Source organism: Thalassotalea piscium (assembly GCF_030295935.1).
GTDB classification, from domain to species: domain Bacteria; phylum Pseudomonadota; class Gammaproteobacteria; order Enterobacterales; family Alteromonadaceae; genus Thalassotalea_B; species Thalassotalea_B piscium.
The window spans coordinates 3,552,544-3,578,172 of the sequence record NZ_AP027362.1 but is presented as its reverse complement, the minus strand read 5'-3'; the positions used below and the strand labels follow the sequence as shown (position 1 = coordinate 3,578,172).

At 38.9% G+C, this 25,629-nt stretch carries 15 protein-coding genes and 3 tRNA genes; all 18 read left to right on the top strand.

Annotated elements, in window-relative coordinates; translation table 11 throughout:
- The first annotated feature begins 4 nt into the window (after positions 1–4).
- Positions 5–78: transfer RNA gene (locus QUD79_RS15910), tRNA-Gly, on the top strand.
- A gap of 15 nt (positions 79–93) precedes the next feature.
- Positions 94–169, top strand: a tRNA-Thr gene (locus tag QUD79_RS15905).
- A gap of 73 nt (positions 170–242) precedes the next feature.
- Positions 243–1,427, top strand: coding sequence for an elongation factor Tu (tuf, locus tag QUD79_RS15900; protein WP_286289064.1), 1,185 nt, complete (start codon positions 243–245; stop codon positions 1,425–1,427).
- Between the two features lie 886 nt (positions 1,428–2,313).
- Positions 2,314–2,390 (top strand) — tRNA-Trp (locus QUD79_RS15895).
- Between the two features lie 91 nt (positions 2,391–2,481).
- Complete coding sequence (secE, locus tag QUD79_RS15890) at positions 2,482–2,862, top strand: preprotein translocase subunit SecE (RefSeq protein ID WP_184426806.1); 381 nt, start codon at positions 2,482–2,484, stop codon at positions 2,860–2,862.
- A gap of 2 nt (positions 2,863–2,864) precedes the next feature.
- Complete coding sequence (gene nusG, locus QUD79_RS15885; protein ID WP_221435298.1) at positions 2,865–3,473, top strand: transcription termination/antitermination protein NusG; 609 nt, start codon at positions 2,865–2,867, stop codon at positions 3,471–3,473.
- 223 nt (positions 3,474–3,696) lie between these two features.
- On the top strand, positions 3,697–4,125 hold the full coding sequence (rplK, locus tag QUD79_RS15880; RefSeq protein WP_184426804.1) for a 50S ribosomal protein L11: 429 nt from the start codon (positions 3,697–3,699) through the stop codon (positions 4,123–4,125).
- Between the two features lie 2 nt (positions 4,126–4,127).
- A complete protein-coding gene (gene rplA / locus QUD79_RS15875; RefSeq protein ID WP_184426802.1) occupies positions 4,128–4,823 on the top strand; it encodes a 50S ribosomal protein L1 in 696 nt (231 codons plus the stop codon).
- Positions 4,824–5,110: 287 nt separating this feature from the next.
- The gene (gene rplJ, locus QUD79_RS15870; RefSeq protein WP_184426800.1) at positions 5,111–5,605 is read left to right on the top strand and encodes a 50S ribosomal protein L10; all 495 of its coding nucleotides are present in this window, start codon (positions 5,111–5,113) and stop codon (positions 5,603–5,605) included.
- A 92-nt stretch (positions 5,606–5,697) separates the two neighbouring features.
- Positions 5,698–6,066: a 50S ribosomal protein L7/L12 gene (gene rplL / locus QUD79_RS15865; RefSeq protein WP_184426798.1), complete on the top strand. Its 369-nt coding sequence runs from the start codon at positions 5,698–5,700 to the stop codon at positions 6,064–6,066.
- A gap of 280 nt (positions 6,067–6,346) precedes the next feature.
- Positions 6,347–10,375 carry a DNA-directed RNA polymerase subunit beta gene (gene rpoB / locus QUD79_RS15860; RefSeq protein ID WP_184426796.1) on the top strand — a complete coding sequence of 1,343 codons (4,029 nt, stop codon included), beginning with the start codon at positions 6,347–6,349 and terminating at the stop codon, positions 10,373–10,375.
- 90 nt (positions 10,376–10,465) lie between these two features.
- Positions 10,466–14,671 (top strand): DNA-directed RNA polymerase subunit beta', encoded by a 4,206-nt coding sequence (gene rpoC / locus QUD79_RS15855; protein ID WP_184426794.1) that lies wholly within the window; start codon positions 10,466–10,468, stop codon positions 14,669–14,671.
- 213 nt (positions 14,672–14,884) lie between these two features.
- A complete protein-coding gene (rpsL, locus tag QUD79_RS15850) occupies positions 14,885–15,259 on the top strand; it encodes a 30S ribosomal protein S12 (RefSeq protein WP_184426792.1) in 375 nt (124 codons plus the stop codon).
- Between the two features lie 107 nt (positions 15,260–15,366).
- A complete protein-coding gene (rpsG, locus tag QUD79_RS15845) occupies positions 15,367–15,840 on the top strand; it encodes a 30S ribosomal protein S7 (protein ID WP_184426790.1) in 474 nt (157 codons plus the stop codon).
- 163 nt (positions 15,841–16,003) lie between these two features.
- Entirely contained in the window at positions 16,004–18,115 is a 2,112-nt protein-coding gene (fusA, locus tag QUD79_RS15840; protein ID WP_184426788.1) for an elongation factor G, read from the top strand.
- Positions 18,116–18,356: 241 nt separating this feature from the next.
- A complete protein-coding gene (tuf, locus tag QUD79_RS15835; protein ID WP_286289064.1) occupies positions 18,357–19,541 on the top strand; it encodes an elongation factor Tu in 1,185 nt (394 codons plus the stop codon).
- Positions 19,542–20,112: 571 nt separating this feature from the next.
- A complete protein-coding gene (locus QUD79_RS15830) occupies positions 20,113–22,239 on the top strand; it encodes a two-component system response regulator (RefSeq protein ID WP_184424206.1) in 2,127 nt (708 codons plus the stop codon).
- Positions 22,229–25,606: an ATP-binding protein gene (locus tag QUD79_RS15825; RefSeq protein ID WP_184424207.1), complete on the top strand. Its 3,378-nt coding sequence runs from the start codon at positions 22,229–22,231 to the stop codon at positions 25,604–25,606. Before QUD79_RS15830 ends, QUD79_RS15825 begins: the two co-directional genes overlap by 11 nt.
- The last annotated feature ends 23 nt before the right edge of the window (positions 25,607–25,629 follow it).

Genomic DNA, 25,629 nt, shown 5'->3' with positions numbered 1-25,629 from the left:
ATACGCGGACGTCGTATAGTGGTAATACCTTAGCCTTCCAAGCTAAAGCTGCGGGTTCGATTCCCGCCGTCCGCTCCAATCTTTTATCGGAATGCTGATATGGCTCAGTTGGTAGAGCGCACCCTTGGTAAGGGTGAGGTCGGCAGTTCGAATCTGCCTATCAGCACCATTCCTTTTGAGATTATTCTGTCAATTATCCACATCATTTAATTTTTTGTTAATCTACCTAGAGGTATTTTAAAATGGCTAAAGCAAAATTTGAACGTTCGAAACCACATGTAAACGTTGGTACAATCGGACACGTTGACCACGGTAAAACGACGTTAACAGCTGCAATCTCTGCGGTATTAACAAAAACTTACGGTGGTGAAGTAAGAGATTTCGCACAAATCGATAATGCTCCAGAAGAGCGTGAGCGTGGTATTACAATCAATACTTCTCACATCGAATATGATACAGAAATCCGTCACTATGCGCACGTAGACTGTCCAGGACATGCTGATTACATCAAAAACATGATCACAGGTGCTGCACAAATGGATGGCGCTATCTTAGTAGTTGCTGCTACCGATGGTCCAATGCCACAAACACGTGAGCACATCTTGTTATCACGTCAAGTTGGTGTTCCATACATCATCGTATTCATGAACAAGTGTGACATGGTTGATGACGAAGAATTATTAGAATTAGTAGAAATGGAAGTTCGTGAACTTCTTTCAGAATATGAATTCCCGGGTGATGACTTACCAGTAGTTCAAGGTTCAGCATTAGGCGCACTAAACGGTGAAGCTAAATGGGAAGAGAAAGTAATTGAGCTTGCTAACCACTTAGATACTTACATTCCAGATCCAGAGCGTGCAATTGATGGTGCATTCATCATGCCGATTGAAGATGTATTCTCAATTTCAGGTCGTGGTACAGTAGTAACAGGTCGTGTAGAGCGTGGTATCATCAAAGTAGGTGAAGAAGTTGAAATCGTAGGTATTCGCGATACAACTAAAACGACTTGTACTGGTGTAGAAATGTTCCGTAAATTGCTTGACGAAGGTCGTGCAGGTGAGAACTGTGGTATTTTATTACGTGGTACTAAGCGTGAAGACGTAGAGCGTGGTCAAGTATTATGTAAGCCAGGTTCAATTTCTCCTCATACTAAGTTTGAATCAGAAGTATACGTGTTAAGCAAAGATGAAGGTGGTCGTCATACACCATTTTTCAAAGGCTACCGTCCACAGTTTTACTTCCGTACAACAGACATTACAGGTGCAGTAGAATTACCTGAAGGTGTTGAAATGGTAATGCCAGGCGACAACTTAAAGTTTGTTGTAGAGCTAATCAACCCAGTAGCGATGGACGAAGGTTTACGCTTCGCTATCCGTGAAGGTGGTCGTACAGTTGGTGCTGGTGTAGTATCTAAAATCATCTCTTAATTGATGATTAGATAACCATCTAAACCTTAAAAAAGACGCTTCGGCGTCTTTTTTTGTATTTGCACTGCGATCTCTAGGGATTTATTCGTGATGATAAAATGGGTTAAGAAAAATAACTTAATAGACAATTTTTAGCAAATTTTGGCGAGGGCTCTCGATAACTGCTCCTGCGTTATTGTAATGGCATATATCCCTATTTGAGTGCGACGAAGCTGAAAGTCATACAGTTGGTGCTGGTGTAGTATCTAAAATTATATCTTAATTGATAATGTTTTAGGGCTCATCGAGCATGAAGAACAGGTCGCGAAAGCGGCCTTTTTTGTGTGATTTTTAATAGTACGAATAGCTTTGAATGCATAGAATTAGTGCTATTTATTATACCAGTTTCATTAATTGAAGAAATAATAATTGAGAGTATCGATTTCTTGAATTATACCAGTTTCATTAAATAAGGGACCTGCTTTATACGCAGTGAAAACAGTCAAATACAAGGCATTTACTTTCATCACTAGTTGTTCAGGGCAATTATGCTCCCGCATTGCCTACATAAGCCACATCCTTGTAGCGATAATTATAAAATAAATAACGCAGTAGTTGATTGTTTTAACCAGTAGAAATGAACACATAATTAGTGAGATTGGTATAACAGAAGAGACTTCTTAAATTGTGTATAAAAAGTGGTTGTTTATGAAGAGTGGTTGTTATATTTGAGTATGATGGAGTTTTTCAACAACGAGCTTACAGCATTGCATCGGGCTTCAATAGATTATCTTGTAAATTTCCCTTGAGTAAAATGATTGACTAAGTATAATAGCGCTTCACTTCTCGAGTATCTCTTAATTCCCTTTTGCAACTAAGATTCACCCGACAAGTGTAATTAAATTTTAGGGGTATAGTTCCAATTGGTAGAACAGCGGTCTCCAAAACCGACGGTTGGGAGTTCGAATCTCTCTACCCCTGCCATATTTTAAGAAGTAACGATTCGTTGCTTTGTTTTTTTAATGCTCATTATTGGGTGTATTGTCTAGCAGACAAGTTATTACAGGTCATTATTATGAATGCAAGTACAGAAAACCAACCAAGCGGTTCTCTTGACTCCTTAAAGTGGGGAGTTACTATCCTAATTTTAATAGGAGCTGTTGTTGGTAATTATATCTACGGCGATCAATCAGTGCTAATACGTGCTATTGCTGTTGTAGGCGCAATTATTGTTGCAGGTTTAATCGCAATTCAAACAGTAAAAGGCCGTGCTGCGGTTGATTTTGCTAAAGAAGCGCGTACAGAAATTCGTAAAGTGGTTTGGCCAACACGTCAAGAAGCTGTTCAAACTACAGGTATCGTAATAGTTGCTACCTTAATTATGTCGGTAATTCTGTGGGGGTTAGATTCTGTGTTATTTGAAGTGGTTGGCTTTATCACAGGGTTAAAGGTGTAATTATGACTGAAGAAATTACAAATAATGATGAGAGCGTTAACGATGACGAAAGCATCACACAAACAGAAAATAAAAATCCAAAGTTACGTTGGTATGTAGTACAAGCGTTTTCTGGTTATGAAGGTCGTGTTCAAAAAACATTGCTTGAGCATATTGAGATTAACAGCTTACAAGAAAAGTTTGGCCAAATACTCGTACCAACAGAAGAAATTGTTGAGATGCGTGCAGGTCAAAAGCGTAAAAGCGCTCGTAAATTTTTTCCTGGCTATGTGTTAGTTGAAATGGCGATGGATGAAGAAGCATGGCACTTAGTGAAAAGTGTACCTCGTGTACTTGGCTTTATTGGTGGTACGAGTGATCGCCCAGCGCCAATTACGCAAAAAGAGGCTGACAGAATTCTTCAGCGCTTAGAAGATTCAACTGATAAGCCTAAACCTAAAACATTGTTTGAAGTGGGTGAAGTTGTTCGCGTTATTGAAGGACCATTTGCAGACTTCAATGGTGTAGTTGAAGAGTTAGACTACGAGAAAAACAGAATTAAAGTATCAGTTCTTATTTTTGGTCGTTCAACACCTGTTGATCTTGAGTTTTCTCAGGTAGAAAAGGGTTAATTACACCAACTTCTAAATGGGTAAAATAGATTGAACAAAAATAAGTCAACATAAGACTTGAATCGGCAGCGAAGATTAATATATAATCCGCTGCCGATTTTTTTTGATAGACGTAAAGTTTATTAAGATATTCGGCATTATTTATTCACGGGGAGCTCGGCCGTTACGGTTGTTGTTATTTAATTAACAGGGCGTTTGTACCCAAATAGAGGAATTTTTAAAGATGGCTAAAAAAGTCACAGCTTTAATCAAGCTACAAGTAGCTGCTGGTGCAGCTAACCCGTCACCACCAGTTGGTCCTGCATTAGGTCAACACGGTGTGAACATCATGGAATTCTGTAAAGCGTTTAACGCAAAAACAGATTCTTTAGAAAAAGGCGCTCCAGTACCAGTAGTAATTACTGTATACAGTGACCGTTCTTTCACGTTCGAAACTAAAACACCACCAGCTGCATTTTTATTATTAAAAGCGGCAGGTCTTAAGAGCGGTTCAGGTCGTCCTAACACAGATAAAGTTGGTACTGTTACAACAGCACAACTTGAAGAAATTGTTAAGATGAAAGAACCTGATTTAACGGCTGGCTCTCTTGAAGCTGCTGTTCGTACCATTGCGGGTTCAGCTCGTTCAATGGGCTTAGTGGTGGAGGGTTAATCATGGCTAAATTATCGAAGCGCGCTCGTCTAGTTCGTGAAAAAGTAGACGTATTAAAGAATTATGAAATTAACGAAGCTTTTGCACTTTTAAAAGAATTAGCGACAGCTAAATTCAAAGAAAGTGTTGATGTTGCAGTTAATCTTGGTATTGATGCACGTAAATCAGACCAAAACGTTCGTGGCGCAACTGTACTACCAAATGGTACAGGTCGTGACGTACGTGTAGCTGTATTCACTCAAGGTGAAAATGCTGAAAAAGCAAAAGCTGCAGGTGCTGATATTGTTGGTATGGAAGACTTAGCTGAATTAGTTAAGAAAGGCGAAATGAACTTTGACGTTGTTATCGCTACTCCAGACGCAATGCGTGTTGTTGGCCAATTAGGTCAAGTATTAGGCCCACGTGGTTTAATGCCAAACCCTAAAGTTGGTACTGTAACACCTGACGTTGTAACAGCGATTAATAACGCTAAAGCAGGTCAAATTCGTTACCGCAACGACAAAAACGGTATCATCCATACTACTATCGGTAAGGTTGATTTTGAAGACGCTAAGTTGAAAGAAAACTTAGAAGCATTATTGGAAGCGCTTAAAAAAGCAAAACCAGCCAATGCTAAAGGTCAATTTATTAAGAAAATTTCTGTTTCAACTACAATGGGCGCTGGTGTTTCAGTTGACCAAAGTAGCTTGACACTTTAATTTTAGTAAAACTTCATATTTTTGAAGCTTTACATGGGCGAAATTATGAACTATAATTTCGCCCCTCAAAATTTGGTAGGAGTTATAGGTTATTATTCTTGTAATAACAGCACATAACCCCCGTCCAAGACCGTAGGTGTGTGCTTTTTGAACACTTAATGTCCTACGTAGATGGTGATTACCCAGTATTTCCTAAATTCTGGTCCTCGCCGTAACGGCCTAGAGCTTTTATTAGTTCTAGGGATTGTAAATGCCGGTTTATCCGGTTGAACCAGGAGTTAAAGCCAATGGCTATCAATCTTGATGACAAAAAAGCAATTGTTGCTGAAGTTCAAGAAGCTGCCAAAGGCGCTCAGTCAGCTGTAATCGCAGATTCTCGCGGTGTAGCAGTTGAAGCAATTACTGCCTTGCGTAAGCAAGCACGTGAAAACGGTGTATGGATGAAAGTTGTTCGTAACACGTTAGCACGTCGTGCAGTTGAAGGTACTGATTTTGCTTGTCTATCTGACAACTTTATTGGCCCTTCATTGATTGCATTTTCAAACGAGCATCCAGGTGCAGCAGCGCGTATTTTTTCAGACTTCGCTAAAACTAACGAAGCATTTGAATTAAAAGCAGCCGCATTTGAAGGCAACATCGTTGATGTGAAGGTACTTGCTAAGTTACCAACATACGACGAAGCTATTGCACGTTTAATGAGCGCTATGAAAGAAGCATCTGCAGGCAAGCTTGTCCGTACGATTGCTGCAATTCGCGATCAGAAAGAGCAAGAAGCGGCTTAATAACCAGGTTTATAAAGAACCTAAACTCGCTTTTTGTATTAGTAGTTATTAAAAATGGTCAAATGGCCGTTTATTGAAACAGGAAATTTAAAATGTCTATCTCTAAAGACGATATCCTAAACGCAATTGCTGAAATGTCAGTAATGGACGTAGTAGAATTAGTAGAAGCAATGGAAGAAAAATTCGGCGTATCAGCTGCTGCAGCTGTTGCTGTTGCTGGTGGTGACGCTGGTGGCGCTGCTGAAGAGCAAACTGAATTTGACGTAATCTTAACTGGTTTCGGCGAGAAGAAAGTTGCTGTAATCAAAGCAGTTCGTGGCGCTACAGGTTTAGGCCTTAAAGAAGCTAAAGACTTAGTTGAATCAGCACCTAAAGCTATTAAAGAAGGCGTTGAGAAAGCTGAAGCTGAAGAACTTAAGAAAGTTCTTGAAGAAGCAGGCGCTTCTGTTGAGCTTAAATAATCTGTTTTTAGCAGGTTAACTGCCTGAAAAGGCAATGGCTGGTGATTTAAACGTCACCGGCCTTTTTGCGCTAAAGTAAGTCGTTTTTCCAAGAGTCTATTATTTAGGTTTTTTTTTAAACGAAAACAGTGCATTATTTGATGTGTGATTACATCACTGCAATACCCTGTCTATACCAATTGGATTAGATAACCGGTGAAAATAGTATTTTTAACTCGTTATTTATTCCAATTGGTATTTTAAGGCAGATTCGGCCATAACCAGCAAGCTGAGGAACCCCATGGTTTACTCTTACTCTGAAAAGAAACGTATTCGTAAGGACTTTGGTAAAAGTGTACAAGTAATGGATTATCCATTTTTGTTATCGATCCAACTCGAATCTTTCCGTAAGTTTATAGATATTGATCCTACTGGTGAAGCGGGCCTTGAGGCAGCGTTTCGTTCTATTTTCCCAATTAAAGCATACTCAGGTAGCTCAGAATTACAATATGTGAGCTATCGATTAGGTGAACCATTATTTGATGTTAAAGAATGTCAAATTCGGGGTGTAACTTATTCAGCACCGCTTCGAGTCAAATTACGTTTAGTCGTTTATGACAAAGAAGCGCCTGCCGGTACAGTAAAAGACATTAAAGAACAAGAAGTATACATGGGTGAAATTCCTTTAATGACAGACAACGGTACGTTTGTTATTAACGGTACAGAGCGTGTAATTGTTTCTCAATTACATCGTTCACCAGGTGTATTCTTTGATCACGATAAAGGTAAAACACATTCTTCAGGAAAAGTGTTATATAACGCACGCGTTATTCCTTACCGTGGTTCATGGTTGGATTTTGAATTCGACCCTAAAGACAACCTATTTGTGCGAATTGACCGTCGTCGTAAATTACCAGCGTCGATCATTCTACGTGCACTAGAATATTCTACAGAGGAAATTCTAGACATTTTCTATGACACTACATCGTTTGAAATTAAAGGCGATAAGTTGATCATGGAACTTGTACCTGAGCGTTTACGTGGTGAAACGGCAACGTTTGATATCACAATGCCAGATGGTGACGTTGTTGTAGAACAAGGTCGTCGTATAACTGCTCGTCACATTCGTCAATTATCTAAAGGCAATGTTACGGAATTAGAAGTACCTGCTGAGTATATTGTTGGTAAAGTTTTATCTAAAGCTTACATTGACGAGTCAACAGGCGAAGTTATTGCAGAAGCGAATGCTGAGTTAACATTAGAGTTACTCGCTGAGTTAAGTCAAGCAGGGCATAAAGTACTTTCTACGTTATATATGAACGAATTTGATGTTGGTTCATATATGTCAAACACCTTGCGTGTTGACGCTTCAACTAACCGCTTAGAAGCGCTAGTTGAAATTTATCGTATGATGCGCCCAGGCGAGCCACCAACGAAAGATGCAGCTGAAACATTGTTTAATAACTTGTTTTTTGCACTAGAACGCTACGATTTATCAACTGTTGGTCGAATGAAATTCAACCGCCGTGTTGGTCGTGATGTTGAAACGGGTGAAGGCATCCTTTCAAAAGAAGACATCATTGAAGTGATGAGAACCTTAATTGGTATTCGTGACGGCAAAGGCGAAGTTGATGATATTGATCACTTAGGTAACCGTCGTATACGTTCAGTTGGCGAAATGGCTGAAAACCAATTCCGTGTTGGTCTTGTTCGTGTTGAGCGTGCTGTTCGTGAGCGTTTAAGTCTTGGCGATTTAGATGCAATTATGCCGCAAGATTTGATCAATGCTAAGCCTATCTCTGCTGCAGTAAAAGAATTTTTTGGTTCTTCACAATTGTCTCAATTTATGGATCAAAACAACCCATTATCAGAAGTTACGCATAAACGCCGTATTTCTGCTTTAGGTCCGGGTGGTTTAACACGTGAACGTGCTGGTTTTGAAGTACGTGACGTACATCCAACCCATTATGGTCGTGTTTGTCCAATTGAAACACCGGAAGGTCCAAACATTGGTTTGATCAACTCGTTATCTTGTTACGCTCGTACAAATGACTATGGTTTCTTAGAAACGCCATATCGTCGTATTGTAGACGGTGTTGTAACTGATGAAGTTGATTATTTATCAGCAATTGAAGAGGGTAACTTTGTTATCGCTCAAACAACTGCTGATTTAGATGAAAACGGTAAGTTAGTTGACGGGCTTGTACAGTGTCGTCATAAAAATGAATTTACCTTGATGTCAGCAGACCAAGTTCAATATATGGATGTGTCTCCTCAACAGATCGTTTCTGTTGCTGCGTCATTAATTCCGTTCCTAGAGCATGATGATGCTAACCGTGCCTTGATGGGATCGAACATGCAACGTCAAGCCGTACCTACATTAAAAGTGGATAAGCCACTTGTTGGTACCGGTATGGAAAAAATTGTTGCTGTTGACTCTGGTGTAACGGAAGTTGCGAAACGTGGTGGTGTTGTTTCTTATGTAGACGCTTCACGTATCGTTGTTAAAGTAAATGAAAATGAAATGCTTGCGGGTGAAGCGGGTATTGATATTTATAACTTAACTAAGTACACACGTTCAAACCAAAATACTTGTATTAATCAACGTCCAAATTGTCGTGTAGGTGAACCAGTTGTTCGTGGTGATGTTTTAGCCGATGGTCCTTCAACCGATATGGGTGAATTGGCACTTGGTCAAAACATGCGTATCGCGTTCATGCCTTGGAATGGTTACAACTTTGAAGATTCAATGTTGCTTTCTGAGCGTGTTGCGCAAGAAGATCGCTTTACCACTATTCATATTCAAGAGTTAACTTGTATTGCACGTGATACTAAATTAGGCTCTGAAGAAATTACTTCAGATATTCCTAACGTTGGTGAATCGGCGCTTTCAAAACTTGATGAAGCGGGTGTTGTATACATTGGTGCTGAAGTTAACGGCGGTGATATCTTAGTGGGTAAAGTTACTCCTAAAGGTGAAACGCAGTTAACACCAGAAGAAAAACTTTTACGCGCAATTTTTGGTGAAAAAGCGGCTGATGTTAAAGATAGCTCTTTACGAGTACCAAATGCTGTATCAGGTACTATTATCGATGTTCAAATTTTCACTCGTGATGGTGTTGAAAAAGATAAGCGTGCAGTTGAAATTGAAGAAATGCAGCTTAAAGAAGTTAAGAAAGATTTAGGCGATGAGTTCTCTATCTTAGAAGATGGTATTTATGCTCGTGCTAAAAAACTTTTACTTTCTGCAGGATTAAACGATTCTGATTTAAACAGCATGTCTCGCGATAAGTGGTTAGTACAAAACTTAGCAAATGAAGAAGACCAATCGGCGCTTGAACAAATTGCTGAGCAGTACGACAACATTAAAGCTGACTTCGATAAAAAATATGAAGTTAAGCGTCGTAAGATAACGCAAGGTGATGATTTAGCACCAGGCGTATTAAAAATTGTTAAGGTTTACTTAGCGGTTAAGCGTCGTATCCAACCAGGTGATAAAATGGCTGGTCGTCATGGTAACAAAGGTGTTATTTCAAACGTAGTACCTGTTGAAGATATGCCATACGATGAGCACGGTGTGCCGGTTGATATCGTGTTAAACCCATTGGGTGTTCCATCGCGTATGAACATTGGTCAGATTTTAGAAACTCACTTAGGTATGGCAGCACGCGGTATCGGTGAAAAAATCAACCGTATGTTAGAAGAACAGCGTGAATTGTCTAAACTTCGTGCCTTTATAAAAGAAGTGTATGAATTAGGTGAGTCTCGTCAAGAAGTTGATATAGATAGCTTCTCTGATGATGAGATTTTACGCTTAGCAAACAACTTACGTGCAGGTCTTCCAATTGCTACACCAGTATTTGATGGTGCAAGCGAGCGTGAAATTAAAGACTTATTCAAGCTTGCAGATATGCCTGAAAGCGGTCAGTTTACATTAACTGATGGTCGTACAGGTCGTGAGTTTGAGCGTCCAGTAACTGTTGGCTACATGTATATGTTAAAACTTAACCATTTAGTTGATGACAAAATGCATGCTCGTTCAACGGGTTCTTATAGCTTAGTAACCCAACAACCACTTGGCGGTAAAGCGCAATTTGGTGGTCAGCGTTTCGGTGAGATGGAAGTATGGGCATTAGAAGCCTATGGTGCTGCCTATACACTACAAGAAATGCTAACGGTGAAATCAGATGATGTTAATGGTCGTACCAAAATGTATAAAAACTTGGTTGACGGTGATCATCGTATGGAACCGGGAATTCCTGAATCATTCAACGTGTTGTTGAAAGAGATCCGCTCGTTAGGTATTAACATCGAGTTAGATCAGGAATAAGCATAAAGCTTCGTTGCTGAACGTATCAGTACATGGACAAGAGCAAATTATTGCTCTTGTCCGAAGGTTAACTCCGACAGGAGATAGAGTGTGAAAGATTTACTTAAGTTTCTTAAGCAACAGAATCAGACAGAAGAGTTCGATGGTATACGCATCGGATTAGCATCACCAGATATGATCCGCTCATGGTCATTTGGTGAAGTGAAGAAACCTGAGACGATTAATTATCGTACTTTTAAGCCAGAGCGTGACGGTTTATTCTGTGCGCGCATCTTTGGTCCAGTTAAAGACTATGAATGTCTTTGTGGTAAGTATAAACGTCTTAAGCATCGTGGTGTTATTTGTGAGAAATGTGGCGTTGAAGTTACATTGACTAAAGTTCGTCGTGACCGTATGGGTCATATCGAATTAGCAAGCCCAGTTGCACATATTTGGTTTTTGAAATCATTACCATCGCGTATTGGTTTATTACTTGATATGACGTTGCGTGATATTGAACGCGTATTATATTTTGAATCTTATGTTGTTACCGAACCAGGTATGACAACGTTAGAAAAAAGCCAAATACTAACAGAAGAAGAGTACCTTGATGCGTTAGAAGAACACGGTGACGAGTTCGACGCAAAAATGGGTGCTGAAGCTGTGTTAGCATTACTTCAACAAATCGATTTAGATGCTGAAGTTGCGCAAATGCGTGAAGAATTACCAGAAATTGGTAGTGAAACGAAACGTAAAAAAATTACTAAACGTTTAAAGTTAATGGAAGCGTTTGCTCAGTCTGGTAACAAACCAGAGTGGATGATCATGTCGGTTTTACCAATTTTACCGCCAGACTTACGTCCATTAGTACCACTTGATGGTGGTCGCTTTGCAACGTCTGACTTAAACGATTTATATCGTCGTGTAATTAACCGTAATAACCGTTTGAAGCGTTTATTAGACTTAATAGCACCAGATATTATCGTACGTAACGAAAAACGTATGTTACAAGAGTCTGTTGATGCGTTATTAGATAATGGCCGTCGTGGTAGAGCTATTACTGGTTCTAACAAACGTCCATTAAAATCACTTGCTGATATGATCAAAGGTAAGCAAGGTCGTTTCCGTCAAAACTTACTTGGTAAGCGTGTTGACTATTCAGGCCGTTCTGTAATTACTGTAGGTCCTACATTACGATTACATCAGTGTGGTCTTCCTAAGAAAATGGCACTTGAGCTATTCAAACCATTTATCTACGGTAAATTAGAAGCTCGTGGTTTAGCGACGACAATTAAAGCGGCTAAAAAACTAGTAGAACGTGAAGGCGCTGAAGTATGGGATGTGTTAGACGAAGTTATTCGTGAACATCCAGTAATGCTTAACCGTGCACCTACACTTCATAGATTAGGTATTCAGGCATTTGAACCTGTGTTGATTGAAGGTAAAGCTATTCACCTTCATCCATTAGTATGTGCGGCTTATAACGCCGATTTCGATGGTGACCAAATGGCGGTACATGTACCGTTAACTATCGAAGCTCAGCTAGAAGCTCGTGCTTTAATGATGTCGACTAACAACGTATTGTCACCAGCAAACGGTGATCCTATTATTGTACCTTCACAGGATGTTGTATTAGGTCTTTATTACTTAACGCGTGATCGTATCAACGGTTTAGGCGAAGGCATGATTTTCGCCGACACTAAAGAAGCTGAAAAAGCATATCGCACTGGTGTAGCTGAATTACATGCTCGCGTTAAAATACGTATAACTGAACATACACGTAATAAAGAAGGCGAGTTAGAAGCTAAAACAACACTACGTGATACTACAGTAGGTCGTGCAATTTTATGGCAGGTTTGTCCTAAAGGCTTACCATATGACTTAATTGATCAGCCATTAGGCAAAAAGCCTATTTCTCGATTAATTAACCATGCTTATCGTAACCTTGGTTTAAAAGACACTGTTATTTTTGCTGACCATATTATGTACACCGGTTTCCATTATGCGATGATCGCGGGTGCGTCTGTTGGTATCGACGATATGGTTATTCCTGATGCGAAATATACTATTATCGAAGCTGCAGAAGAAGAAGTTGCTGAAATTCAAACACAGTTTGAACAAGGTCTTGTAACTGCAGGTGAAAAATATAACAAAGTTATTGATATTTGGTCTTCTGCTAACGAGAAAGTATCGAAAGCAATGATGGATAACTTGTCGAAAGAACAAGTGATGAATCGTGATGGCGAAATGGAAGAGCAAGATTCTTTCAACTCAATCTTTATGATGGCTGACTCTGGTGCTCGTGGTAGTGCCGCTCAGATCCGTCAGTTAGCAGGTATGCGTGGCTTGATGGCTAAACCAGATGGTTCAATCATCGAAACACCAATTACTGCTAACTTCCGTGAAGGTTTGAACGTATTACAATACTTCATCTCAACGCATGGTGCGCGTAAAGGTTTGGCCGATACTGCACTTAAAACAGCTAACTCGGGTTACTTAACTCGTCGTTTAGTTGATGTTGCGCAAGATTTAGTTGTTACAGAGCATGACTGTGGTACACACGACGGTTTATTAATGACACCATTAATTGAAGGTGGTGATGTTGTTGAGCCATTACGCGAACGTGTATTGGGTCGTGTTGTTGCAGAAGATGTTGTGATTCCAGGTACAGAAGAAGTGTTACTTCCACGTAACACCTTAATTGACGAAAACTTATGTGATGTAATTGAAGAACATTCAGTGGATCAAATAAAAGTACGTTCGATTATTACTTGTCAAAATGACTTCGGTATTTGTGCATACTGTTATGGACGTGACTTGGCTCGTGGTCATATGATCAACCAAGGTGAAGCCATTGGTGTTGTAGCTGCTCAATCAATTGGTGAGCCGGGTACACAGTTAACCATGCGTACGTTCCATATTGGTGGTGCTGCTTCTCGAGCTTCTGCCGAAAACAACGTACAAGTTAAGAACTCAGGTACTATTAAGTTACAAAATGCTAAATTTGTGACTAACTCTGCTGACCACTTGGTGATTACATCACGTTCATCAGAAATTACCATTATTGATGAATTAGGTCGTGAGAAAGAGCGTTATAAAGTACCTTATGGTGCTGTGCTTTCTAAGAAAGACGGTGAAGCAGTTGAAGCTGGCTCTGTTATCGCTAACTGGGACCCGCATACGCATCCAATTATTACGGAAGTGGGCGGTAAGGTTCAATTTGTTGAGCTTGTTGACGGCGTAACTATGGTTCGTCAAACAGATGACTTAACTGGTTTATCTTCAGTAGTTGTTACTGATATTGGTCAACGTAACAGTGCGGGTAAAGAAATGCGCCCAATGGTTAAGTTAGTTGATGCTAAAGGTAATGACGTAATGATTGCTGGTACAGATATTCCAGCACAATACTACTTACCAGGTAACGCTATTGTTAACTTAGAAGATGGTGCCGAAGTTAATATCGGTGATGCGTTAGCACGTATCCCACAAGCGAGTTCAAAAACTCGTGATATTACGGGTGGTCTACCTCGAGTTGCTGATTTATTTGAAGCACGTAAGCCTAAGTTACCAGCAATACTTGCTGAAAAAACAGGTATTATTAGCTTCGGTAAAGAAACTAAGGGCAAAGTACGTCTGTTAATTACTCAGCCTAGTGGTGAAGTATATGAAGAAATGATCCCTAAAGTACGTCAATTGAACGTATTTGAAGGTGAGTCGGTTCAAATTGGTGAGGTTATTGCCGATGGTCCTGAGTCTCCTCATGATATTCTTCGCTTACGTGGTGTTGCACCAGTAGCTAACTATATTGTTAACGAAGTACAAGAAGTTTACCGCTTACAAGGTGTTAAGATTAACGATAAGCATATTGAAGTTATCGTACGTCAAATGATCCGTAAGTGTGAAATTTTAGATGCTGGCGATTCTGAGTTCTTAAAAGGTGAGCAAATTGAAGTTGCACGAGTGAAAATTGCAAACCGTGAACTTGAAGCTGCAGGTAAACGTCCGGCTGAATTTGAAATGCAAATGATGGGTATTACAAAAGCATCACTTGCGACAGAATCGTTCATTTCAGCGGCATCTTTCCAAGAAACAACACGTGTATTAACTGAAGCTGCTGTTGCAGGTAAGAAAGATAATTTACGTGGCTTGAAAGAAAACGTTATTGTTGGTCGCTTAATCCCAGCAGGTACAGGTTATGCTTATCACCAAGAGCGTGCGCGCAAACGTCTTGCCGCAAATGCTGTTGTTGAAGAAGTAACTGTTTCAGCTGACGATGCAGCACAAGCATTAACTGATGCATTAAATGCTGACGATTAAGTCAGGCATTTGTATGAAGGTATCAAATTTAACCTGTCAAAACAGTACTAAGACTTGACAGGTTAAAGCTTGACCTATAGAATTCCGCGACCTTATATTCTGTACTTCGTGTACTTATATATTAAGGTTGCGGTTTTTCACGTTTATAAGCGGGTAATTTGGCAAACTTAGTCAATTAATATTACCCATTGTTTTAATTAATCAGGAGCTATAATGGCAACTATTAACCAATTGGTACGTAAACCACGTGTCAGACAGGTACAAAAAAGTAACGTTCCAGCGTTACAAGCTTGTCCACAACGTCGTGGCGTATGTACTCGTGTGTATACAACTACACCAAAGAAACCAAACTCAGCACTACGTAAAGTTGCTCGTGTTCGTTTAACTAACGGCTTCGAAGTAGCATCTTACATTGGTGGTGAAGGTCACAACTTACAAGAGCATAGCGTTATTTTGATTCGCGGTGGTCGTGTTAAAGATTTACCAGGTGTGCGTTATCACACTGTTCGTGGCGCACTTGATTGTTCAGGTGTAAACGATAGAAGACAAGGCCGTTCTAAATACGGTGCTAAACGACCTAAATCTTAAGTTTCCCTTTCTTTAGCGTATAGTAGCTAAATGATAAGAAACGTTAAGTAAGGCCAAATTACTAATTTTATATTTTGGATTAATCCTGAATACAACGGAGAATTAAGATGCCAAGAAGACGCGTCGTTGGGCAACGTAAAATATTGCCAGATCCTAAGTTCCATAATGAACTTTTAGCAAAATTCATCAACATCCTTATGGTTGATGGTAAAAAATCTACTGCAGAAAAAATCGTTTACGGTGCATTAGACATTTTAACTGAAAAAAATTCTGAAAAAACTCACTTAGAGCTTTTTGAAGAAGCTTTAGATAACATCCGTCCACAAGTCGAAGTTAAGTCTCGTCGTGTTGGTGGTTCTACTTATCAAGTACCAGTTGAAGTACGTCCAGTGCGTCGTAACGCACTAGCCATGCGTTGGTTAGTTGAAGCAGCTCGTAAACGTGGTGAAAAATCAATGGCTCAGCGCCTTGCTAACGAAATGCTAGATGCATCAGATAGCAAAGGTTCAGCGGTTAAGAAACGTGAAGACGTTCACCGTATGGCCGAAGCGAACAAAGCATTCGCTCACTATCGCTGGTAATCACGATAGTATAAAACCAGATAGCGTAGTTGTTGATTTAATCGTCTACAATTACGCTTTTCTACTATAGAGATATTTAATCAGGCTATAGTCTAATAATTTTAATAAGTAACGCTGAAATTATTTGAATATATCTTTTAAGTTTAGTACTGAGGAATAATTAGTGGCTCGTATCACCCCTATTGAGCGTTACCGAAATATTGGTATTTGTGCGCACGTAGATGCAGGTAAAACGACAACAACTGAACGTATTTTGTTCTATACAGGTCTATCCCATAAACTTGGTGAAGTGCATGATGGCGCGGCAACAATGGACTGGATGGAGCAAGAGCAAGAGCGTGGGATCACAATTACTTCGGCAGCCACTACCTGTTTTTGGAAAGGTATGGATGGGCAGTTTGAAAACCATCGCGTTAACATTATTGATACGCCAGGGCACGTTGACTTTACCATAGAAGTAGAACGCTCGTTGCGTGTACTTGATGGTGCTGTACTGGTGTTATGTGGCTCGTCAGGCGTTCAGCCACAAACAGAAACCGTTTGGCGACAAATGGAAAAGTATGCAGTACCTCGTATGGTCTTTGTGAACAAAATGGACCGTACAGGCGCAAACTTTCTAAATGTAGTTGACCAGCTAGGCACACGTTTAGGTGCTAATGCAGTACCTATTCAGTTACCAATAGGTGCTGAAGAAGAATTTAGAGGCGTTGTTGACCTAATTAAAATGAAAGCAATTAACTGGAATGAGTCTGACCAAGGTATGACATTTACCTATGAGCCAATTCCAGAAGATATGCAAGCGCTTGCAGAAGAGTGGCATGAAAAGCTAGTGTCAGAAGCTGCGGAAGCGAACGACGAATTAATGGATAAATACCTTGAAGAAGGCGATTTAACCGAAGAAGAAATTAAAAACGCATTACGCCAACGTACTATTAATAACGAAGTTATTCTTTGTACGTGTGGTTCCGCCTTTAAAAATAAAGGTGTACAAGCTGTTTTAGATTGTGTTGTTGAATATTTACCATCGCCAACAGAAGTGGCTGCAATTACTGGTATTAATAACGACAAAAATGAAACAGAAGGGGTACGCGAGGCTGATGATAAAGCACCATTTTCAGCACTAGCATTTAAGATTGCGACAGACCCTTTTGTAGGAACGTTAACCTTTTTTAGGGTGTATTCAGGTGTAGTGAAAACTGGCGACAGCGTTTTCAACCCGATCAAAGGAAAAAAAGAGCGATTTGGGCGGATTGTACAAATGCACTCTAACGACCGTCAGGAAATAAAAGAAGTACATGCGGGTGATATTGCTGCCGCAATTGGTCTGAAAGACGTAACTACAGGTGACACTTTGTGTGATCCTAACCATGTAATTACGCTTGAGCGTATGATTTTCCCAGAACCAGTGATCTCAATAGCGGTAGAGCCTAGAACGGTTGCTGACCAAGAGAAAATGGGTGTTGCACTAGGTAAACTCGCAGCCGAAGACCCATCATTCCATGTTGAGACTGATGAAGAAACAGGTCAAACCATTATTTCAGGTATGGGTGAATTACACCTAGACATTCTAGTTGAAAGAATGAAGCGTGAATTTAGTGTTGACTGTAATGTGGGTAAACCGCAGGTTTCTTACCGTGAAACCATTCGTAAAGCGGTAGAAGTTGAAGGTAAGTTTGTACGTCAATCTGGTGGTAAAGGGCAATTTGGTCATGTATGGCTGAAAATGGAGCCGCTACCAGAAGGTCAAGGCTTCGAATTTGTGAATGAAATTGTTGGTGGCAGTGTACCTAAAGAATACATACCAGCAATTGAGAAAGGCTGTAGAGAACAAATGGACTCCGGTGTATTAGCTGGGTTCCCAATGCTAGACGTGAAAGTGACACTTTATGATGGTTCATTCCATGAGGTTGACTCTAATGAAATGGCATTTAAGGTTGCTGCATCTATCGGTTTTAGAAATGGTGCGCTAGAAGCCAACCCAGTTATGCTTGAACCTATGATGAAAGTTGAAGTAACCACTCCTGAAGAAAACATGGGGGATGTGGTTGGAGACTTAAATCGTCGTAGAGGTATTATCGATGGTATGGATGAAGGCTTTGGCGGGCTTAGAATTGTAAATGCCTTAGTACCTTTAGCTGAAATGTTTGGTTATGCAACAGACTTAAGAAGTGCAACCCAGGGGCGCGCTTCATACTCAATGGAGTTTAAGCAGTATAACGAAGCACCAAAAGCAGTAGCACAATCAATAATTGAAGGGCGTGGTGGTGTTATCTAGCACGCTTTAACCAAAGTTGAGGTTTAAACTTTGGTACAAAATTTTGAGTTATGAAAAATGATTTTTATAACTCAATGTAAAACAAGCTCCCAGTGAGTTTGTTCTAAGGTTAAACATTTACCATTATTTTGACAAGGGCTTGTACCTTAACTAGAATAAACGGTTAAATGCGACATCTTTTAACTCTCGCTGAGAGGATAAATAATTTAATTTAATTGATATCTTTTTAAGGTAATTGAAAATGGCTAAAGCAAAATTTGAACGTTCAAAACCACATGTAAACGTTGGTACAATTGGACACGTTGACCACGGTAAAACGACGTTAACAGCTGCAATCTCTGCGGTATTAACAAAAACTTACGGTGGTGAAGTAAGAGATTTCGCACAAATCGATAATGCTCCAGAAGAGCGTGAGCGTGGTATTACAATCAATACTTCTCACATCGAATATGATACAGAAATCCGTCACTATGCACACGTAGACTGTCCAGGACATGCTGATTACATCAAAAACATGATCACAGGTGCTGCACAAATGGATGGCGCTATCTTAGTAGTTGCTGCTACCGATGGTCCAATGCCACAAACACGTGAGCACATCTTGTTATCACGTCAAGTTGGTGTTCCATACATCATCGTATTCATGAACAAGTGTGACATGGTTGATGACGAAGAATTATTAGAATTAGTAGAAATGGAAGTTCGTGAACTTCTTTCAGAATATGAATTCCCGGGTGATGACTTACCAGTAGTTCAAGGTTCAGCATTAGGCGCACTAAACGGTGAAGCTAAATGGGAAGAGAAAGTAATTGAGCTTGCTAACCACTTAGATACTTACATTCCAGATCCAGAGCGTGCAATTGATGGTGCATTCATCATGCCGATTGAAGATGTATTCTCAATTTCAGGTCGTGGTACAGTAGTAACAGGTCGTGTAGAGCGTGGTATCATCAAAGTAGGTGAAGAAGTTGAAATCGTAGGTATTCGCGATACAACTAAAACGACTTGTACTGGTGTAGAAATGTTCCGTAAATTGCTTGACGAAGGTCGTGCAGGTGAGAACTGTGGTATTTTATTACGTGGTACTAAGCGTGAAGACGTAGAGCGTGGTCAAGTATTATGTAAGCCAGGTTCAATTTCTCCTCATACTAAGTTTGAATCAGAAGTATACGTGTTAAGCAAAGATGAAGGTGGTCGTCATACACCATTTTTCAAAGGCTACCGTCCACAGTTTTACTTCCGTACAACAGACATTACAGGTGCAGTAGAATTACCTGAAGGTGTTGAAATGGTAATGCCAGGCGACAACTTAAAGTTTGTTGTAGAGCTAATCAACCCAGTAGCGATGGACGAAGGTTTACGCTTCGCTATCCGTGAAGGTGGTCGTACAGTTGGTGCTGGTGTAGTATCTAAAATCATCTCTTAATTGATGATTAGATAACCATCTAAACCTTAAAAAAGACGCTTCGGCGTCTTTTTTTGTATTTGTACTGCGATCTCTAGGGATTTATTCGTGATGATAAAATGGGTTAAGAAAAATAGCTTAATAGACAATTTTTAGCAAATTTTGGCGAGGGCTCTCGATAACTGCTCCTGCGTTATTGTAATGGCATATATCCCTATATGAATGCGACGAAGCTGAAAGTCGTACAGTTGGTGCTGGTGTAGTATTTAAAATTATATCTTAATTGATAATGTTTTAGGGCTCATCGAGCATGAAGAACAGGTCGCGAAAGTGGCCTTTTTTGTGTGTGATATTTATTTTTAGTTAAATACTTTTAAATGGTATTAATTGTAACTTGAGAGGATATCCAACGGAGCATAATTTTTGCTTCATTAAACGCTTTAAAGCGAGGTTGCCTTAATGCAGCATATTAATTCTGTTTGAACAAATAAGTATCTAATAGAATATACTATCGATTTTAGACTATTTGTCCTACAATCAATCTAGTAGTGAGTATTGTAAACGAATCAGTGGATATTATGGATGATAATTAATGGCTAGTAATAACGTTGTTTTAGACCAAGAGATTAATATTTTAATTGTAGACGATGAGCCAGATAGCCTGGTTATATTGGCGTCTTTGCTTGATGGACTAGGCGTGGTAATTTCAGCTTCTTCTGGAGAAGAGGCTTTAGTGTTAGCAAAAAAACATCAGCCAAGTATTGCAATACTAGATATTGAAATGAGTGGTATAAATGGCATTGAATTATGTGAAATGCTAAAAGCTGATCCAAACACTGCTGATGTATCTGTGATTTTTATTACTAGTCATACTGAGGCTAATATTGAGTATAAAGCATTAGAAATCGGTGGCGTCGATTTCATTTCTAAGCCTTTAGATGGAAAGATTTGCCGTCAACGCATTAAAAATCATATCGAACTTAAAAAGGCGAGCGAAGCGCTTCAACATGCTGAAAATGTGTCATTTAAAGAAAAAGAGAGATTTAGAGTTACTTTAAACTCAATAGGAGATGCTGTAATTGCTACAGATGCCCAAGGTTTAATAACTTACATGAACCCTATTGCTGAACACATGACTGGTTGGTTAATGAAGTCTGCACTATCTAGAAAAATAGAAGATGTAATGACGCTACGCGATGCAGAAACTAAAGCAACCGTTATTAACCCTATAAGATTAGCGTTAGAACAAAACCGTATTGTTGGTTTAGCGCTAAATTGTCAATTAGTGAGCCGAGATAATGTTGTTTATCGCGTGGAAGATTCGGCATCACCCATTAAACATAAAAATCGAATCATAGGTGCTGTAATCGTTTTTCATGATGTGAGTGAAGCAGTTGCCATGGCAGTAAAAATGAACCATATCGCTAACCACGATCAGCTAACAGACCTACCTAATCGTGTGCTCCTGCATGACAGAATCACAACAAGCATAAATATAGCCCAAACGAATCAATCAGCAATAGCATTATTGTTAATCGATATAGATCGCTTTATGTTAATTAACGACTCTGTTGGTCATTATGAAGGTGATAGAATCATTCAAATGATGGCTAAACGGCTAGTAAAGTTTAAAGCAGCAGCGAGCACATTAGCACGAATAGGGGGTGATGAGTTTGTACTTTTAGTCCCTAATATTAACAAATACACCGACGTGGATAATATTGCTGAAAATATTGTTGAAGCGTTCAGAGCTCCCTTTGTTATTAATGATCAAGAATATAAGTTAACGGTTAGTATTGGTATAAGCTTATATCCGTTTGATGCTAATTCTGAAGAAAGAATGATGCGCCACGCTGATGTTGCAATGTATCGAGCGAAAGAACAAGGGCGTGATCAGCATTGTTTTTTTTCTAATGAATTAGAAACCACATTACTTCAACGGCATAATATTGAAACCGTACTAAGAGAAGCAATTAAAACAGATGCTTTAGAGGTGCACTTTCAGCCTCAGATAGACTTGTCTAATGGAAAGATAGTAGCGGCAGAAGCGCTGGCACGTTTAAAGCATCAGGGTTCATACATTCCTCCGTTAGACTTTATTCCAGTTGCAGAAGAAGTTGGTTTAATAAATAGGCTGGGTGAGCAAGTTCTACTAAAAAGCTGCCAAACGGCATACCGTTGGCAAGCTGCTGGTCATCGAATTAAAGTTGCTGTTAATATAGCACCAAAGCAATTGTCTAGCCCTGAGTTTTACGATCAAGTTATTGATATATTATCTAAAACAAAACTACCCGCTAAGTATTTGGAATTAGAAGTAACCGAAAGTGCGTTAATGCACGATCTTGAAGCAACTAAGTTATTACTTCAGCGATTTAGGCAAGCAGGAATTTCTATCGCAATTGATGACTTTGGCACGGGCTATTCCAGTCTTTCTTATTTAAGGCTTTTTAACGTTCATACATTAAAAATAGATCAGTCATTTGTGTTTGATATGTTAAAGGATGAGCAAAGCCTGAGTATTGTTAAAGCAATTATAGGGTTAGCAAACGCGCTTAGTCTAACAATAATCGCCGAAGGTATTGAAACAGAAAAGCATAGCCTATCGCTAACAGAGCTAGGTTGTGATATAGGTCAGGGATATTTTTACAGTAAGCCACTTATCGCCAGTAATTTTGAGCAACTACTACTTAACAACATAGAGAGTAATAATGGGTTTTAAAAAAACAGTAAGTGAGCGATCTAACGCTTTTATTCCTTTGCTCGCGATTACTTTTATATTGTTTGTTGCCATTATCATTAAACTACAAGATCAACGCCAAATTGAAGCCACCCAATTAAACATTACTCAAATATTATCGAGTGTATATTCTGAGCAAGAAGATATCTTGAATGCTTTCCTCGACCGACAACACCGGCATTTAAATTTTTTGTCAGAAACTCCACCAATTCATGAAATTAACCAAGCTAATATTAGTAATACTATTGGTCTAGATACTGAGGATAATGATTTGTGGAAAAGTCGGTTAGCTTCTATCTTTTCATCTTTAGTACACAATTATTCTGATGTTCTTCAAGTAAGGTTAATTGATGCTACTACAGGTTATGAATTAGTGAGAGTTGATAAAGTAGGACAAGATATTAAGCGTATTATGTCAACAAAATTGCAAGATAAAAGCGATACCGACTATTATCAGCACACTATTAGGTTAGCAAAAGATACGGCATATGTTTCAGAGCTAGATTTAAACAGAGAGAATGGCAAAATAGAATACCCGATAAAGCCAACAATTAGGTTTGCTTTACCTGTGTTTGATGAATCGAACCAGCTGCATGCGTTGTTGATTATTAATACATCCGCTCAAAAATTACTTGTACAATTACAAGCTGCGAGTAATAAGCGCGACGCACAATTTTCACTACTAGATCAATACAGAAATATAATAGCTCACCCTAATAAAAACTATCGATTTACTAAAGATTTATCTCCGGAATTAACCTGGGATAAACTTTATAGCGCTCAGCCTTGGTTTGCTAATACGCTTAAAATAACTAAGGAACGTAACAATACTGATAATTACATTACACAATTTAATGAACTAACCTTTGCTAAAGCTGAAGTGGGCGGTGCTTTCCAATTTACTTTTGTAAACTCGATTACAGAAAATCAATTTGACGAAATGCTCTTAGAAAGAAGGCTTTCTAGCTTAGGGTACCTTGTCATTATCCTTGTTGTTTTTATTATAATTTTAACTATTTTACTCTTTTATATTCGAAGTGCTGCTGAACTACGTAAAACACGAACAGAATTTGCAGCAATTATAGAAGGGGCTTCCGATGGTATTATTGCGATTAACGATGAATTTATAATTGAAAGTTATAATGCGGCAGCCTTAAAGTATTTTCCAGAACTCGGTGGGGATAAACCGAGTAAAGAATTACTAGATCTCTCTAGTTTTACAGCAGACTTTGTAGACAAATTGATTCAACCTAGCAGTAATAACAATCTGCAAATCAAATCAACTGATAATGCTGCTGATTTACAGGTAAAAATGTCGCCCATTGTAAATAATAATAATATAAAAATAGGTAACGCATTATTTATTCAAGATATCTCAGAACAAATAAAATATGAACATGAAATACAGGAAATAAATTCATCGCTAGAGCAGCAAATTTTAGCGAGAACTGCCGAATTAGAGCTAGCACGCGAGAAAGCAGTTAATGCATCAAACATTAAAAGCCAATTTGTTTCAACCATTAGTCATGAAATGCGTACTCCGCTAAATGGTATACTGGGCTCATTAAGCTTAATGGCTAAAGAACGTCACGACGAACATATCAACTCATTACTCGATATGATGAACTTAAGCGCTTCAGCCCTTAGTACCTTAATTAATGATGTTTTAGACTTATCAAAAATTGAAGCTGGAAAACTGGAAATAGTCGTCGACGAATGCAATGTGATCACGGCCATTGAAGACACAGTTTTATCACTGTCATCACAAGCATTTAATAAAAATATCGATCTCGAGTTTGATGTGACAGGTATCAAACATTTTTCTTTAGTACTTGATGTGGGACGCTTAATTCAAATATTGAATAATCTAGTAGGTAATGGCTTGAAATTTACGCCGCACGGTGGCGTTTATGTACTTGCACATACATACACAATAGATGATAACGTTAGGCTAGAAGTTAAAATTATAGATACTGGTATTGGTATTGCTAAAGACCTACAGTCAAAATTATTTAAGTCATTTAGCCAAGCAGACAGCACTATTGCGTCTGAATTTGGTGGTACAGGGTTAGGACTATCCATTAGTAAACAACTTTGCGAGTTAATGGGAGGAGAAATATCAGTAGAATCTGATAAAGGGCAAGGAAGCACATTTAGCTTTTATATCGATACTCCTGCTAATAAAGCGAAGGAGCTACCTGATACCAATATACTCAATAATGCGACCTTTAAGTTACTATTGTGTAGCGAGTTTATTCATAAAAAGTGGGAAAACAGCATTCGCTTTTTTGGCGGTGAAATTGTTAATGAACAACCCGATTATTTTATTGTTGATTGCCATCACTCTGAATATCAAAAAATAAAAGATAATCCTACTATCTTAGCTCGTAGTATTTTTCTTTCCCGCCATTCAGAAACGTATAACGAGATTCATGATTTATTTTCATTTTTAAATAGACCGACTAAATTAGCCTCATTTTTTAGGTTGTTCTCAACCAAAACAGAGCTCTTACAGTACTTTACTGCAGCGGTTAATGACGATAATACTAATGAAATAGATTTTCCCATTCTTGCTAATAAAACGTACTTAGTGGTTGATGATAATGACATTAATATTACGATTGCTTGCCATTTACTCCACTCAGTACATGCAGCTACTATAACTGCTAGCTCTGGCGTACAAGCAATTGAAAAGCTGGTAGAAGCGAAGAAAAACAATATATATATTGATGCCATATTAATGGATTGCCAAATGCCAATTATGAATGGTTATGAAGCAACTAAAAGCATTAGAAGTGGTGAAGCAGGTGAAGAATTTAAAGTAACTCCAATTATTGCGCTTACTGCTAATGCCATGTCGGACGAGCGTGATAAATGCCTCGCATTAGGCATGAATGATTACTTAACAAAACCAATTGATAACAAAAAATTATTTAATACTTTGCAGAGGTTTTCAATATCTGACATTTTGCCTAACACAGTTGAAAAAGAGGTTGTGCAAGAGGCTGACCAGACTTTAGATCAAGCTAAAGCGTTAGATCGTTTAATGGGCAATAATGAGATATATAAAAAATTGCTCGCGATGTTTATTGAAGAAACACCAGAGAAAATTGTTGCGCTAAATAATTTTATTCAAACAAACGATTTCGATGGAATATGGCAAATTGGCCACGCATTAAAAGGTACCACTGGTAATATAAGTGCTTTAATACTGCGCGGCTTTGCCGATCAAATAGAAAAAGCAGCTAAGCAAGAAGATATAACCCTTTGTCGTCAATTAAGTAAGTCCATTGAGCTAGAATATCAAGTGGTGGAGCAGTTAATAAAAAAAACACTTAATACGCCCTAACAGCATTGGTTACCTTTAGTTTT